The sequence below is a fragment of the Nocardia sp. NPDC058518 genome (assembly GCF_042719655.1).
In the GTDB taxonomy this organism is placed as follows: Bacteria; Actinomycetota; Actinomycetes; order Mycobacteriales; family Mycobacteriaceae; genus Nocardia.
Genome location: NZ_JBHXNJ010000020.1, coordinates 36294 through 51774, shown reverse-complemented (window position 1 = coordinate 51774; position 15481 = coordinate 36294). Strand labels below are relative to the sequence as shown.

The following is a 15481-nucleotide window of genomic DNA, read 5'->3' as shown; positions in this document are numbered from 1 at the left end:
CGACGATGCTCACGCGCGCTGCTCGCGCAAGCGCACAGCCTCGGCGAACTTCTCGGTCATCTCCGGGGTGGCGATGACCGCGAGATCGGAATAGCGCTGCAGCACAGTGCCGTTCGGCTCACACGCGGTGACTGTCACGGTGACCTCCGTGCCGTTCGCGTTGACGCGCAGGTCGTCGACCAGCACCACGAACGGACCGGCGTCGGGCAGCGGGGCGAAGTACTCGATGCGCCCGATGGACAGCGGCAGGCAGGCCGAGTTCATGAACCACACACCGAGCAGCGCACCGGACTGAATCACGACATCGGCCATGACCGGGCTGTGCAGTGCCCCCTCGTAGTTGCCGGTGCCGATCCGGGTGTCGGGAAGCTCGGCTTCGACGACGAGGCGGCGTTCGGCGCGTTCCAGAATGCGGCGGACTCCCTGCAGCAGGGGCCCGTGGAACAGGTCCGCGGCACGGTAGACGTCGAGCCCGTTCTCCGGCCCCTCACCGATCGCGTAGCCCGGCCAGCCGGAAAGTACCGGGGCAGGCCAGGTTTCGGTGGCCAGGACGAACGTTCCGGTGAAGTGCGACGGCGACAGCGCCTTGCCGGGTTCGTCGCTGCGGATCCAGACCGTGACGCTCAGCCGGTCGTCGACGACCGTGCCTGCCTGCACCTCGAGCCGGTAGGAACGCTCGTCCTTCCCGTCGTACACGATTCCCCGAAGTACCTCGAAGCCGGTGCATTCCACGACCCGCAGGCCGGGGTTGGCACGCTCGAGCACATTGATCGCCCAGCCGAGTCCGGCGGCGGCCGGGAACACCGGGAACTTGCCGACTCGATGGTCGCCGATCACCGGGTCCGCGGCCAGTGGTGCGAGATCGCGGTAAGTGGTGAAAGGGCTTGTCGGGGTGAGGGTTACCGCTGTGGCCAGCGGAGCGGCCGGACCGACGAGCACCGACACGTCGTCGGCGCGACCGGGGCCGAACTGCTCGGCGAACATCCGGGCACCGGCGTCCATCCCGAGCAGGGCGACACCGCGGGCGAGGAAGACTTCGCGCAACTGCGGAGTCACCATGCCGCCGTCCCAGGCACCCCAGTTGACGGTAGTGACATGCCCGGCGAGACCTTGCCGTCGCCAGCTCACCGCGGCCCGGTTGAGGGCTTCGTTGGCGACCGCGTAGTCGGCCTGACCCGGATTGCCGTAGACCCCGGCCACCGACCCGAACAGGATGAGATGGCCGAGCGTGGCGTCGCGCAGGGCGCTGACCACGTTGTACAGCCCGTCCAGCTTGGTAGCGAGAACGAGGCGGATGTCGTCGGCTGTTTTGGCGGGGAGCAGGGAATCGGCCAGTGCGCCCGCACCGTGCACGATGCCGGTGACCCGGCCCGCGTCCTCGGCGAGTGCGCGCTCGGTGGCTTCGGCATCGGTGATGTCGACCGCGAGGTAGCGCACCCGTGCGCCGGTCTCGGCCACCGCTTCGACGGTCGCGCGGATCTCACGCTGCGCCAGGAGGTTTCGGGTGATCCGGTCGACCTGTTTCGGTGTCGGCTGCTCACCCGCGGCGCGCACGGCGGCGATGGCGGCGGCCTTGAGGGCGTCGTCGGCGACACCGGCCGCCCATTCCGGTTCGTCCTCGAGTTCGGTGCGTCCGAGCAAGAGGAACTCGCAGGCCCGGCGAGCGGCCAGTTCACGAACACACCGCGCGGTCACACCCCGTGCGCCACCGGTGACGACGAGAACGTCGTCGGTGGTGAGGGCGAGTTCGGTGGCCGAGGCGGAACTGTCGACCGCCTGCGGGCGCAGCGTCCAGCGGGTGCGGTCGGCGTCGACCCCGACTTCGCGAGCGTCGATCGCGGCGTCGTCGAGTTCGGCGAGGAAGGAGACGATCAGTGCCTCGTCGCTCAGCTGCGGCGAGAGATCCAATGCCCGGCAGAACAGTCCGGGCGCTTCCTGCGCGAGGGTCTTCACCAGACCGCTGACCCCGCCGACAACGGCGGCGGCAGCCGCTCGTTCACCTCGGTGGCCGAGCACGCCGTCGATTCGGGTGAGGGTGACGAACGCCGCTCGTGTACCGGCTTCGGCGGTCGCCACCAAGCGGTCGTGCACCAGCGTGGCGGTGTGGATGGTGTCGGCGAGCCGGTGACCGCCCACCAGCCACTGGCTGTCCGCGGGCAGCACGGTCAGGCACAGATCCAGCCGCGCAACATCTTTCAGCGCGGACTCGATCGCCCCCTGCACGGTGGCGCCGTCCCATGCGGCTACTCCGGCGTCGTCGCGGGCAGCGACGGTGGCCGTGTGCACGGTCCATCCCTGATGCTCGAGGCCACTCGCGAGAGTCGCCGCGGTGTTGTCACCGTGGTCGACGATCAGGGCTGTCCGCTCTGCGGCGTAGAGCTCGGTGACGCGGTCGATGTCGGGAAGTTCGACCGGCACGATCCGCAGCAGCACTGGATCGTCCTCGATCCCGGCGCGGTCGGTCCCCGGCTGAAGTCCACGTTCGCTGTCCTGCACGGCTGCTGAACCCGCGGCCACTGCGGGCGCCGGGGTGGCGGTCGGTGCGGGCGCAGCGGAGCCGGCGACGAAGTCGACGATGTCGCTCAGGGTCCGCAGCTCCGCGACCTGCTCGGGACCGACAGCGGGCACACCGTCGATACGCTCACCGACCGCACCCATGATCTGAACCCGCTTGATCGAGTCAACACCCAGATCCGCTTCCAGATCCAGCGACAGTGCCAGCATCTCCGGCGGATAACCGGTCTTCTCCGAAACCACCTGCACGAGCACCGACCACACCGCGTCGGCATCGACCACCGATCCGGTCGCCGGTTCTCCGCGCGGTGCGGAAACCGCCGAGGCGGCGACGAAATCGACGATGTCGCTCAGGGTCCGCAGTTCCGCGACCTGCTCGGGACCGACAGCGGGAACACCGTCGATGCGCTCACCGACCGCACCCATGATCTGAACCCGCTTGATCGAGTCCACACCGAGATCAGCTTCCAGATCCAGCGACAGTGCCAGCATCTCCGGCGGGTAGCCGGTCTTCTCCGAAACGACCTGCGACAGCACCGACCACACGGCGTCGGCATCGAGCGCCGGACCGGTCGTCGCAGACGCGCCACTCGGCCCCGAAACCACCGATGAGGCAACGAAGTCCACGATGTCGCTCAGGGTCCGCAGCTCCGCGACCTGCTCCGGGCCGACAGCGGGAACACCGTCGATGCGCTCACCGACCGCACCCATGATCTGAACCCGCTTGATCGAGTCCACACCGAGATCAGCTTCCAGATCCAGCGACAGCGCCAGCATCTCCGGCGGGTAGCCGGTCTTCTCCGAAACGACCTGCGACAACACCGACCACACCGCGTCGGCATCGAGGGCCGCGGGCTCGGTCACCGCGACGGCCACGGGCACTGCAGCGGTGTCGACCGCCCGGTGCGCCGAGTCTGCGGCGAAATCAGGAGCCGGATTCGGCTGTGGGGCAGCCGATTGCGGGTGCGCCTCCGGAACCGTAGGCACCATGGGCGCCTGCTGGTCGAGACGCGCTGCCGCGTAGGTGTGGCTGCCGTTTCCGTTGCCGGAGGGGAGTTCGGCGTGGAAGCCGTTCGTCCCGTTCCGACTCGGGGCTTCAACGCTCGGCGCCGGGGATCCGAGCTCGAGGCCGGACAGCGAGGCGAGGATCTCGTTGACCCGGACGTGGGTCCGGCCGATCGCCAGGCTCTGCTCCTTGATGGCGTGCACTGTCGCGTGGAGGCGATCATCGGCACCGCCCGTGCGCTGCGCGTCGCGCAATACCGAGACCAGTCCTTCGGCGACCTCGAGCTGGCCCTGCGCGTACCGGCTGTGGATGTCGAGGTGCTGCTGGGCGGCCGCGTCGAGTCCCGTCCCGTACTGACTTCCGACGGTCGACCCCGCCTGAACCTGCGCGGAGGCCGGAGCTTCCACGGTCACCAGTTCCCGAGTGGCGGTGGGCGTTTCCGTAGCCGCCTGCGCCTGAGCGGCGGCGTAGGTCTCGGCGACGACTCGCTCCTGCGCCGCCGCGTGCGCTTGTGCGACCACCTGCGCCTGTGCCGCGGCCTCGGTCTCGGCGGCTACCCGCGCCTGCGTGACAGCTTCCAACACGACGTGCTCCTCGATTCCCTTGCGGTAGAGCTCCTTACGAGATTCCGGCACGAAGTCGCGGCCGTTGAGCCGGACAACCATGCCGGGCGCCTCCGGCACGGCGAACGGTGCGGCGTCGTGGCGGTGGATGTCGACGATCGGCGCACCGAGCACCGCCAGCTGCAGCGCGGCCTTCTTGAGCGCCACATCGCTGTCGCCGGTCGGCCCCTGGTCGGTCGAGAGGGCGATGACCTCGGCGCCGAGGGTCCGGCGCACCAGCGAGGTGAGCGTGGCCTTCGGCCCGAACTCGACGAACACATTGCAGCCGTCAGCCTGCATGGCCCGCAGGCCCGCCACGAACTCGACGGTTTCGAGCAGCTGCTCGGTGAGCACCTTACGGTTGGTCGCGACGCGCGCACCGTATTCGGCGTCACGGGAATTCGCGTAGATCTTGGCCTTCGGAGCGCGAATACCGACACTCTTCACCGCGGCCTTGAACGGCTCGACCGCGTGGGCGACGTAGCGGGTGTGGAACGCTCCGGCCACCGGCAACTCGCGCACGGTCAGCCCGCGCGCCCGGCCCGCCGCGACGAATTCCGCGACGGCCGCGGTGCCGCCACCGACCACCACCTGGTCGGGTGCGTTGTGATTGCACACGCTCACATCGGGATGATCGGCGAGGATCGCGCTGACCTGTTCGCGGTCGGCCTGCACCGCGGCCATCGTGCCCGCGTCGGCGTCGGTGTCGATCGCCATCGCCGCGCCACGCGCCCTGGCGAGGGTGAAGTAGTCGGCGGTGTCGAGCGAATCCACCGCCCACAGCGCGGTCAGCTCACCGAAACTGTGGCCCATGAATCCGGCGCAGGTCAGGCCGCGCTCGGACAGGAACCGGTACTGCCCCACCGACAGCGCCGCGATCGCGGGCTGCGCGAATTCGGTGCGCCGCAGCATCGCCTCCTGGGCGTTGCGCACCTCGGGGTCGAAGACCGGCGCCGGGAACACCACCGCGGCCGGCGGCCGGGCCGCGTCGGCGAACACCGCGTTGGCCTCGTCGAAGGCGGTGGCCACGGTGGGGTTGTTCAGCACCGCGGACAGACCCATGTCCACGTACTGACTGCCCTGACCGGCGAACAGCGCGCCGATCTTCAGATCGGGCATGGCACGTCGGCGGTAGACGATGCCACGCGGGTGAGTCCACTCGTCGGCGTCACCGGCGAGTTCGGTCACCGCCAGCGCGCGCAGCGCCTGAGCTTCCTCGTCGTCGCGCGCCACGAATCCGACGCGGGCGTGCTCGGCCGGAATCCCGGCGTCGCCGTTCGGGGCGGCGCCCGAGCTCAGCAGGCTCGCCAGTTCGGTCGCCGAGGCGGCGTGCCACAGCTGGACCCGCGCGGTGCGGTGCATCGTCAGCGCGTGTCCGCGATCGCCACCTGCCTCCTCGAGGATCGCGTGGAAGTTGGTGCCGCCGAAGCCCATCGCCGACGCGGCCGCGCGACGCTGCGGCCGGTGCGGATCGCGGATCCACGGCCGGGTCCTGGTGTTGATGTAGAGCGGCGACGAGTCGTCGAGTGCCTTGTTGGGCGCGGTGACATTGATCGTCGGCGGCAGCACCTTGTGATGCAACGCCAGCGCGAGCTTGATCAGGCTGGCCGCACCGGCGGCGCCCTTGGTGTGGCCGATCTGGGACTTCACGCTGCCGATCGCGGCGTATCCGGTCTCGTCGGTCGCCTCGCGCAGCACCGCGTTCAAGGCGGCGAGCTCGGTCTGATCGCCGACGCGGGTGCCGGTGGCGTGCGCCTCGAACAGCCCGATCGTGGCGGGCGAGCAGTCCGCGTCCTCGTAGGCGCGGCGCAGCGCCGCCTGCTGTCCCTCGGCGCGCGGGGCGTAGATGCTCTTGAAGCGCCCGTCGCTCGAGGATCCGATGCCCTTGATCACCGCGTACACCCGGTCACCGTCGCGCTCGGCGTCGGCGAGGCGCTTGAGCGCGATCATGCCGATGCCCTCGCCGACCAGGGTGCCGTCGGCACTGTCGTCGAGCGGCTTGATGACGCCCGAGCGCGACAGCGCCCCGACCTTGCTGAAGCACAGGTAGCCGAAGATCGAGTTCTCGGTGTCACAGCCACCGGTGATCATCATGTCGGCGCGACCGGACACCAGTTCGCTGATCGCGACATGGACCGCCGACAGCGAGCTCGCGCACGCCGCGTCGACGGTGCAGTTCATGCCGCCGAGGTCGAGCCGGTTGGCGACGCGGCCCGCGATCACATTGCCCAGCAGACCGGGGAACGAGTTCTCCTCCCAGGACGGGAAGGCGTCCGCGTACTTCTGCGCGATCTGCTCGGCGTCGGCCTGCGTCAGCCCGCAGCTGCGGATGACCTCCTTGAGCACCGGCGTCGACAGGCGGGCGGCCAGTGGGTGCGACAACGTCGTCGGTCCGGCGACGCCGAGGACCACGCCGGTGCGCTCGGGCCGGTACCAGTCCGAGCCGACCGCGCCCGCGTCGGCGAGCACGTCACGCGCCACGAGCAGGCTCAGCAACTGCACGACCGTGGTGACCTCGAGCTGGTTGGGCGGCAGCCCGAACTCGGTGACGCTGAACGGCATCTCGGGCACGAAACCGCCACGGCGGCAATAGGTCTTGTCGGGCACCGTCGGGTCGGCGTCGTAGTAGTCGTCGAGGTTCCAGTGCGTGGCCGGAACGTCGGACATGCAGTCCGCGGCGTCGACGACGTTCTGCCAGAAGTCACGGAAGTTCGCGGCCATCGGGAACAGGCCGCTCAGTCCTACGATCGCAATCGGAGTATCGGCTAATCGCCGCGTCATGGCCGGGTCTTCGGAGGGCCGAAGGTGGTCGTTCATGTGCTATCCCTGTCTTCTACTCAGAGTTGCGAAACTCGCACAGTCCGGACCTCGTCGATGAGGTCGGCCATCGCCGTGCCGATGAGCTGATGGCCCGCCGGACTCGGATGCATGCCGTCCGGGGACCACATGACCGGGTCCGCGGTGATGGGTGCGTTCACCAAATCGAGTCGCACGAGATCGAACTCGTGGACGAGGTCGTCGAGATAGTCGTTGGCTTGCGCGAATCGCGACCGCAAGACCGTGCGCAAGGATTCGGGCAGGCCGGGCAGGCGGTCCGGAATATTCGGCCAGTTCGTGGTGAACACCAGCCGATCCGGGCGCGCCAGCCCGGCATAGATCTGACGCAGGTTGCGGCGGAACCGATCCCGGTCGTAGTCGGTGACCAGGTCGTTTCCGCCGACGATCACGCCGATCAGCGGAGCATCGGCGGCGAGAGCGACCGGCAGCTGCCGATCGATGACATCTTGGGTGGTGGCCCCGTAGGAACCGAGGTTCAGTGTCGCACCGGAGATTCCGAGCAGGTGCTCGACGCGGGTGACAAATCCCGCGAAGGAGCCGTCGGCATTGACCGAACCGCCGCGCCCCTCCGCGAAACTGTCACCGAGCACCATCAGCTCATGCGTTTGCACCGAGCAATTTCGCGATACGTTCCGGCGCGAAGAATTCCTCGCCGGTCATTCCGCCGCCGACCATCGCGTAGAAGTCCTTGGTATATTCTTCGTTGCTTTCCAGCGCGCGGAAGACAGCCAGCAATTGCGGGGTCAGTTCGAGCGTGGAAATCGTGCAGGTGAATTCGAAACTCGACTGCGATTTCTCGTCACGCTCGCGCTGGTAATCGGCGAGCGCCTCGGCCATGGGGCGCTGGTCGGTCAGACCTTCGTGCACCCGCTCCGCGAGCAGTGCCGCGTAGTCGAACGCGTCGGAGATCCCGAGCCCGGTGAACGGGTCCTTGTGGTAGCCCGCGTCCCCGACCAGTGCCCAGCCTTCGCCGTGCGACTGACGGCGGTAGTTGTCCGGATACCGCATCGGGTAGAAACGGTCCTCACGCTTGCCCTTGGTAACCAGTTCCTCGGCGAACTCGGGCAGGATCTCGCGGGCGACCTTCACGAAGTTGGCCTCGACGTCGGCGCGGAAGTCCGGGTACGTCTCGATCTTGCGCATGACCGCGACCAGGGTCTGGTCGTTGTGGGTCGGCCAGATGCCGATCTGCTGCTTGTCGCCGATGCGGCTGTGGAACGAAGGCTGCGACAGGCCGCTGTAGTAGGTGTAGTAGACGAAGCACTCGGCCGCGACCTTCGTATACGTCTCGGCGCCAACGGCATTGGCGACGAACGAGTTGGTGCCGTCCGCGCCGATCACGATGCGGGCCCGCTCTTCGGCGATCTCGCCACCGGCCACCGAACCGCGGATACCGACGACCGCGCCGTCCTCGATGATCAGCTCGCTGACGGTGTAGCCGGTGCGAACCTCGGCGCCGGCCGCCTCGGCGCCCTCGACCAGGATCGCGTCGAGTTCGGTGCGCCGCGGCGCGTAGGTGGCGTCGATCCCCTTGATGGGATCGGCGAAGCCCGCGATGACGATGTCACGGTAGGACACCGTCATGTGCTTGATCGGCGGCACGCCGGTGGCGATCAGCTTGTCGAGCAGACCCCACTCCCGCAGGCGCGCCACTCCGCGCTGCTGAATGTAGTGCGTCGAGATGGTGTCGCTGGGGAAGGTGGCACGGTCCACCACCAGGACCCGATGCCCCTGCCTCGCCAGCAACATGCCGACCGGTGAACCGGCGCACCGCGCGCCGACAACAATCGCGTCATACATCAGGGTGACTCCTCAGTAAATGAAACGCTTATGGCCCCGGTAGCGATTTTACGGAGTCGAACCGCACGATTCGCGTACCGATTTCCAATCGGATTACATGAATAGGTGTTCCCGAACAATGGCGTCGAGTATTAGCGATCCGGCAGCTCGGATGAATAATTGAATTCAACTTCCGTTCATCACGCAAAACGGTTGGATATGGGCTAATTGGGGCATGCCAACTGGAAATGAACCAGCCCCCGGAATCGCCGCAGCGCAGGCTCGGCTGACGAATATGACCGGTGCCGCGACGCCGGACTACGAACAGATCCGCAAGACCGTCGACACGCTCGTGCCGTTCGTGAATCTGGTGGGGGTGCGCATGACCGAGCTCGGCCCCGGCTCGGCGGTGGCCGAGATCCCCGAGGCGCCGCAGATGAGCAATCACCTCGGCACAGTGCATGCGGGCGCGTTGTTCCTCGCCGCCGAAGTAGCCTGTGCCGGCGCGTTTTCCGGCATCATCGCCCCGCGCATCCTGCATGTGCGAACGTTCGTGCTGCGCAGCACCAAGGCCACCTTCTTCCGGCCTGCCCGCGGCCGGATCCGCGCCAGTGGGACGGTGAGCTCCCCGATCCTGGCCGACGTGGTCGGGCGCAGGACCGAGGAGCAGTTCGATATCACCGGAAAGGCCCTGCTGCACGACGACAGTGGTGCCTTGCTCGCGAAGGTGGATCTCGAGTACTTCTGCTGGCTGGCCGCGGGTCAGCCGGGGTAGAGCTCGGCGATGACGGCGGCGAAGTCGGCTTCGATCGCCGCGCGGCGCAGCCGCAACGACGCCGTCAGCTGACCCTTCTCCATCGAGAAGTCCTCCGCGAGAACGGCGAACCGGCGAATCGACTCCGCACGGGAGACGAGCCGGTTCGCCGCCTCGACCCCGGCGGAGATCTCCGCGAGCAACCGGTCGTCTTCGGTCGGGACACCACCGGACAGATCGACTCCCCGCTCCGCGGCCCAGCGGGCCAGCACCACCGGATCGACGGTGATCAGGGCGGTCACATACGGTCGGCCTTCACCGACGAGCATGCAGTTGCTGACCAAGGCGTGCAGGCGAACCCGGTCCTCGAGCGGCGCGGGCGCCACGTTCTTGCCACCGCTGGTGACGATGATCTCCTTGCGCCGACCCGTGATGAACAGGAATCCGTCCTCGTCGAGCCGGCCGAGATCACCGGTGGCCAGCCAGTTCTCGGCCGGGTGCCCGCCATCGGGCCAGTACCCGGGGAAGACCTGCGGGCCACGGACCAGGATCTCGCCGTCGTCGGCGATCGCGATGGTCGTGCCCGGCACCGGCCTGCCGACCGCCCCTGCCCGATTCGCGTGCGGCGCACTCATGCTGACCGTCGACGAGGCCTCGGTCAGGCCGTACGCGCCGATGATCTCCACACCGATCCCGGTGAAGAAGTCCGCCGTCGACGGTTCCAGCGAGGCGCCGCCCGCGACCATGTGCTCGAGTCGTCCGCCGAGCATGCCGCGCCACTGCTTGCCGATCTCCGCGTCGATCACCGCGCTCGCCGGAGGCTGTTGACCGCGCCTGCGCGCATGACCGACAGCGATCGCCGCCGCCTCCGCGGCGTCGTACCGAGCACTGCCGAGCGCCTGACGCGCTGCCTTGCGGATCTTCTCCAAGACGTACGGGACGCCGATCAGGAATGTCGGCCGAAAGATCGGCAGCTCGGCGGGCAGTTGCGCGGGAGTGGCGACCAATCCCGTTCGGACCCCGGCCAATACACAGCCGAACTGCACGACCCGCCCGTACACGTGCGCGAGCGGGAGGAACAGCAGTGTCGACGCGGGATCGGTGGGGGTGCGGCGGAACACGGTGTCGAGGAGCTCGACCACGTTGGCCGCGGCGGCGAAGATATTGCGGTGCGTCAGCAGGCAGCCCTTGGGGACGCCGGTCGTGCCGCTGGTGTAGACGATCGTCGCGACCTCGTCGGCGCGCACCGCCAGCCGACGCTCGCCTGCCTCGGCGTCGGTAATCGGTTCGCCCTGCTCGATCAGCGTCGGCAACGACGAGCCGAGCAGCCAGGCCCGGCCGCGCAGGTCCTCCCCCGCGGCCGCACCGATCAGCTCGCACTGTTCGGTCGTCTCCACGAAACACGCGCTGGGGCGGGCATCGGCCACGATGTGCTGGATCTGCTCGGCCGAGGACGTGGGATACACCGGTACTGCCAGCGCGCCCACGCTCAGCACGGCGAAGTCCGCCGCCGACCATTCGAAACTTGTCCCGCCGAGGATCAGCACCCGATCGCCGACGCCGATCCCGTTGGCCAACAAACCTTTCGCGAGCCCCAGGACGAGCCGCGCGAACTCGTCGTAGTCGACGTCGAGCCAGCCCTCGGCCGTTTTGCGGCTGAACACAACGGCCGACGGGTCGGCCGCGGCCTTGCGGAACACCACGTTGGCCAAGTTGTCGTCATCGGCCATGGTGACCAGTGGCGCGACACTGTATTCCTGCGCGACCCGCGGCCCCTGCACGGCACTGTCTTCTTGCACGGCGCTGTTTCCCTGCACAGCGCTACTCATCGCGACTCGATGCCGGTCAGCGGGGCCGGAACGTAGGTCGAGCAGCTACCCGGCAGCCGTACGCCCGCCGCGCGCAACTGACTCACGCGGGTGGCGAAGGCCGCACCGCGCATGATCTGGAGCCCGACCTCGGCGACGTGGCGGTGCGCCGGTGCGGCCAGGTAGGTTCCGGCGACCCAGTCGTTGAACGCGCCCATCGCGGGCCCGCACCAGATCTGATAGTCGAGGGTGCGCTCGGGCGTCGCGGCCGTGCTCCAGCCGGACGACCGGCCCAGATACCACCGGAAGATCAGTGCCATCCGGCGTTTCGGGTTCCCCTCGGCGCGCGCGATCTGCTCGGGGTCGCGCTCACGGAAGTAGCCGAGGCAGTCGTTCCACACCTCGTCGAACGAGCGGGCCAGGATCCGCTGCTCGATCTCGGCGCGCTCGGCGGCGGGGATCGCCTCGATGCCGTCGTAGCGCCGGTAGGTGTCGTACAGGCGCCGTGCCCGGCTCGCGAACATCGTGCCGCGTTGCAGCACCTGCACATCCACGCCGAGTTCGAACATGTCCGAGGAGGGCGCCATGGTGGTGTCGGCGACGCCCGCCGAGGCCAGCAGCCGCTTCGCCGTATCGGATTGCGCCGCTTCGACAGTGGCCTGGTTGACCGATCCGGTGACCACATAGGAGGCACCCATCCCGAAGGCCGCCGCGGCGGCCGCCGGGGTACCGATACCACCGGCCGCGCCGACCCGGACCCGCTGGGCGTAACCGTATTCGCGCTGGATCCGCTCGCGCACCGCCAGCAGCGAGGGCAGCAGCACCACCAGCGGACGACGGTCGGTGTGGCCACCGGAATCCGCCTCACCGGTGATGTCGTCGGCCATCGGGATCGATCCCGCCAGCTCGGCCTGCTCGGCGGTGATCTCCCCCGCCTCGAGCAGTCCGCGCACCAGATGCTCCGGTGCCGGTCGCAGGAACAGTTCGGCGACCTCGGCGCGAGACACCTTGGCGATCACCCGGTTTCGGGCGACCACCTGACCGTTCGGGTCACGGTGCAAGCCGGCCAGCCGGTAGCGCACCACCTGCGGGGTCAGGTCGAGGAACGCCGACGCCTCGACACAGCGCACCTCGTGCCGCAGACACGCGTCGACGATCGCCCGCTCCAGCGCGGTTTCACTGGGGCTGTGGATCAGGTTGCAGGCGAAGGGTTTTCCCGGTGCTTCGCGGCCGATGGTGGCCAGGGCCTCATCGATCCGGGCAGGCAGCACGCCGGCGGCACCGAACGAGGCGAGCATGCCCGCCCGTGCCATCGCGACCACCATCGAGGCCGAGGCGATCCCGTTGGCCATCGCGCCGGCGTGGTAGGCGTAGCTCACCCCATGGGTCTGCCGGAACTCGTTGTTGCCCAGCGCTTCCGGCCGCAGCGCCGGCGCGGCGGCCAGCACTTGCGCCCCGCGGGCGGCACCGGCGTCAGTGGTCACCGCGACACCGCGATCGTCACGTACCACGAAGACCGGCTTGTCCAATTCCGACAGCGCACGGTAGATGGAATTGTCGTCCCTGGCGAGTGCCGAGGGTGCAAGGGAAATCGTCACTGTGCCAATCCTTCTGAGAGCCCGAGGGCAGAGGTCACTGTCGGGAGGTCACCGTCGAGAGGTGCCACCGACGGTCGTCGCCGCGAACGACGACCGCCGTCGCCGCGGTCGGCCTTCGTGCGGCGAGGCGGCCGGTCCGCTCGTCAGCGGGGCGGTCGGCCTTCGGCGATCCAGGCCGCGACGGTCGGCGCGAGGACTTCGCTGTCCTTCACCCACGACGCATGGCCGATATGGGTCATGCCCGAGGTCCGGTCGATGTGCCAGCGGTGCTGCTCGGCCGCGCGCATCCGGTTGCTCAGGAAACGCACCGTCGACTCGGGGCCGAGCGGGTCGCCGTCGAGCGAGATGAGCAGCACCGGCAGCGTGAATTCGCGCAGCAGACGGTCGTAATCGCGGGTGCTGCCGCTGGGCCGGTAGCTGCCGGTCCGCAGGTGCCGGGCCCAATCGAGCATGACGCCCGCGGTCATCGGCCCGATGCCGCCACCGCCGGTCCACCGGCCGCGCAGCCGGGTGACCGCACCCACCGACAGCCCGCGCGCCAGCACCTCGAGGCGCCTGCGCAGTTCGAACGACCACCAGTACACCGAGCCGGTGCCGATCGTGGTGATGCTCGCGACCCGATCCGGTTCGGCAGCCGCGAACAGCAGCGCGAGCTGTCCACCGAGGCTGTGCCCGAACAGGTGCAGCGGTGCCTGCGGGAACCGGTCGCCCAGCGCGTCCGCGACGGCGGGCAGGTCGACCTCGATCAGCTCGCGATAGCCGAACCCGGGGCCCTCCCCCAGTGCGGGCTTGCTCTCGCCCTGCGCGCGCAGATCGAGGACCGCGGCCGTGAGTCCGGCCGCGTGCAAGGCCGTGACCAGCGGCAGGTAGTACTTCGCCTTGATGGCCATCGCGGGCAGGATCAGCACGACCGGTGCGGCCGGATCCGCTTGCGGCAGCAGGCGTACCGCCAGCGCGGCGCCGTCGGGAGTGGCGACGGTGGTCGATTCCAGCCCGGCGATCTCGGTGCGTTGCTCGCTCATCACGCCTCCGCGGCCAGGGTGCAGACGTAGTCGAGCGCGACCTTGCCGACCAGCACACCCGCCGCGTCGTACATCAGCGCCCGCGCGTCCACGTCCAGCCGCTGGCCGCCCTTGGCCGCCAGCACCGTCGCGACGTCGCTCGGGTCGATGACCCCGATCGCCCGGATCCGGCCGATGGCGGGCTTGCGGAACGACAGCCGCGCGTCGCGCAGCACCAACGTGTCGATGGCGGACAACCGTGACGCCAGCGCGCCGACGAAGGCGCACGCGCCGGCGATATCGGCGGCCAGGAACTGCGCACCCGCGTGCACGGTACGCAGGTGGTTGAGGATGTAGGGCTCGTCGGGAATCTCCACGATCGCGCGGTGCGGACCGACTTCGGTGATTTCGGTACCCGCGTGGGTGCCGAAAGGGACCAACTTGCTCACAATTCGCTGCAAGTGCAAGAAGTCGGGGTTATCCGGATCGATCGCCTCGAATACCGAACCGAGGGTGGCTGAGGTTTTCAGTTCAGGTGCCATGAATTAATTGCACCATCCGCATCCGCCGATTCGGTTTTCCATTACCGATGTCAATCGACCGAATGGCAATCAACTCGCCAATGGTTCTCCGTAGACCTTGCCGCGGATAGTGGATTGCAGGAAATTCTTCGTCGAATCGAGGCTGTCCAGGAATACCTGCACCACTTCGTTGGGACTGTCGACGCGCCAGGCGACCTGTAATTCCACCACCGGTTCCGGATCGACGAGTGGAACCACCTTCAATCCCATCGGCCGCGGCTCGTCCATGCTGATGAACGACGCGAACCCCACATACCGGCGGGCCGCGACGGTGATTTCGGTGGCCACCGAGTCGTTCATGTACTCGGCGACCTTCGGGAACGCGCCCGCCCGCTCGCCCGCGGCCATGATGGCGTCGTACATCGCCGGGCTCACCTCGCGGTTGAACAGCACGCACGGCGTCTCGGCCAGTTCGCGGATCGAGATCGACGACCGGTCGGCCCACCGATGCCCCTGCCCGACCAGCGCGCCGATGCGCATCTGCAGCAGACACCGCGACAGCACCGTCCCGCCGTTGGACGCGCCACCGTAGAGCAGCCCCACATCGAGTTCGCCGCGCGTGAGCGCGGTGAGCTGCGGCCCGGAGCGGCCCGAGCTGAGTTTGGTGGTGATATTGGGATAGTTCGCGTGCAATTGTGCCAGTGACCTGGGCATGATGAGCTGCCCGGCCCGGCCGTTGAACCCGATGTTGATCTTGCCCATGCGCCCGGCCGCGATGTCGCGGACGGTGTTGGTCGCCGAGTTCACCTCCCCGAGAATCCGCCGCGCGTCGGACCGGAACGCTTCACCCGCGGGGGTCAACTGCACCACCCGCGACGTCCGCGACACCAGTTCGACGCCGAGATGGCGTTCCAGGCGCTTGAGTTGCTGACTCAGTGACGGCTGCGTGAGGTGGAGCCTCGCGGCCGCCCGCCCGAAGTGCAGTTCGTCAGCGATGGCAAGAAATGCCTCGATATGCCGTGTCTCCATAGTGGGCGCCTCGCGTGATCAGGTACGTGAC

At 68.4% G+C, this 15481-nt stretch carries 9 protein-coding genes; 1 reads left to right on the top strand and 8 read right to left on the bottom strand.

The window, feature by feature from the left end:
• Positions 1 to 9: 9 nt before the first annotated feature.
• The 3 genes from ACFWPX_RS28530 to ACFWPX_RS28520 are packed head-to-tail and all read right to left on the bottom strand — an operon-like array spanning position 10 to position 8760.
• Positions 10 to 6939: an SDR family NAD(P)-dependent oxidoreductase gene (locus ACFWPX_RS28530; RefSeq protein WP_378930608.1), complete on the bottom strand. Its 6930-nt coding sequence runs from the start codon at positions 6937 to 6939 to the stop codon at positions 10 to 12.
• A 20-nt stretch (positions 6940 to 6959) separates the two neighbouring features.
• On the bottom strand, positions 6960 to 7571 hold the full coding sequence (locus tag ACFWPX_RS28525; RefSeq protein ID WP_378930606.1) for a GDSL-type esterase/lipase family protein: 612 nt from the start codon (positions 7569 to 7571) through the stop codon (positions 6960 to 6962).
• Complete coding sequence (locus tag ACFWPX_RS28520) at positions 7558 to 8760, bottom strand: NAD(P)/FAD-dependent oxidoreductase (RefSeq protein WP_378930604.1); 1203 nt, start codon at positions 8758 to 8760, stop codon at positions 7558 to 7560. The genes ACFWPX_RS28525 and ACFWPX_RS28520 overlap by 14 nt, the downstream gene beginning before the upstream one ends.
• A 214-nt stretch (positions 8761 to 8974) precedes the next feature.
• Here ACFWPX_RS28520 and ACFWPX_RS28515 point away from each other — a divergent pair, with 214 nt between their 5' ends.
• Positions 8975 to 9514 (top strand): PaaI family thioesterase, encoded by a 540-nt coding sequence (locus ACFWPX_RS28515; RefSeq protein ID WP_378914628.1) that lies wholly within the window; start codon positions 8975 to 8977, stop codon positions 9512 to 9514.
• Here ACFWPX_RS28515 and ACFWPX_RS28510 read toward each other — a convergent pair.
• From ACFWPX_RS28510 to ACFWPX_RS28490, 5 genes are all read right to left on the bottom strand, one after another.
• Entirely contained in the window at positions 9502 to 11322 is a 1821-nt protein-coding gene (locus ACFWPX_RS28510) for an AMP-dependent synthetase/ligase (RefSeq protein WP_378930602.1), read from the bottom strand. The two genes, ACFWPX_RS28515 and ACFWPX_RS28510, sit on opposite strands and share 13 nt — an antisense overlap.
• Positions 11319 to 12899 (bottom strand): PfaD family polyunsaturated fatty acid/polyketide biosynthesis protein, encoded by a 1581-nt coding sequence (locus ACFWPX_RS28505; RefSeq protein ID WP_378930600.1) that lies wholly within the window; start codon positions 12897 to 12899, stop codon positions 11319 to 11321. The genes ACFWPX_RS28510 and ACFWPX_RS28505 overlap by 4 nt, the downstream gene beginning before the upstream one ends.
• Positions 12900 to 13042: 143 nt before the next feature.
• Positions 13043 to 13921, bottom strand: coding sequence for an alpha/beta fold hydrolase (locus ACFWPX_RS28500; RefSeq protein WP_378930598.1), 879 nt, complete (start codon positions 13919 to 13921; stop codon positions 13043 to 13045).
• Positions 13921 to 14442 carry a DUF4442 domain-containing protein gene (locus ACFWPX_RS28495; RefSeq protein ID WP_378930596.1) on the bottom strand — a complete coding sequence of 174 codons (522 nt, stop codon included), beginning with the start codon at positions 14440 to 14442 and terminating at the stop codon, positions 13921 to 13923. The genes ACFWPX_RS28500 and ACFWPX_RS28495 overlap by 1 nt, the downstream gene beginning before the upstream one ends.
• A 69-nt stretch (positions 14443 to 14511) precedes the next feature.
• Complete coding sequence (locus tag ACFWPX_RS28490) at positions 14512 to 15450, bottom strand: LysR family transcriptional regulator (RefSeq protein WP_378914639.1); 939 nt, start codon at positions 15448 to 15450, stop codon at positions 14512 to 14514.
• Between the last annotated feature and the right edge of the window lie 31 nt (positions 15451 to 15481).

What these genes read in the sequence shown, in the direction of transcription:
- ACFWPX_RS28515 (WP_378914628.1), top strand. Translation starts at nt 8,975, where the DNA reads ATGCCAACTGGAAATGAACCAGCCCCCGGAATCGCCGCAGCGCAGGCT.
- ACFWPX_RS28495 (WP_378930596.1), bottom strand. Translation starts at nt 14,442, where the DNA reads ATGGCACCTGAACTGAAAACCTCAGCCACCCTCGGTTCGGTATTCGAG.
- ACFWPX_RS28530 (WP_378930608.1), bottom strand. Translation starts at nt 6,939, where the DNA reads ATGAACGACCACCTTCGGCCCTCCGAAGACCCGGCCATGACGCGGCGA.
- ACFWPX_RS28500 (WP_378930598.1), bottom strand. Translation starts at nt 13,921, where the DNA reads ATGAGCGAGCAACGCACCGAGATCGCCGGGCTGGAATCGACCACCGTC.
- ACFWPX_RS28520 (WP_378930604.1), bottom strand. Translation starts at nt 8,760, where the DNA reads ATGTATGACGCGATTGTTGTCGGCGCGCGGTGCGCCGGTTCACCGGTC.
- ACFWPX_RS28510 (WP_378930602.1), bottom strand. Translation starts at nt 11,322, where the DNA reads ATGAGTAGCGCTGTGCAGGGAAACAGCGCCGTGCAAGAAGACAGTGCC.
- ACFWPX_RS28490 (WP_378914639.1), bottom strand. Translation starts at nt 15,450, where the DNA reads ATGGAGACACGGCATATCGAGGCATTTCTTGCCATCGCTGACGAACTG.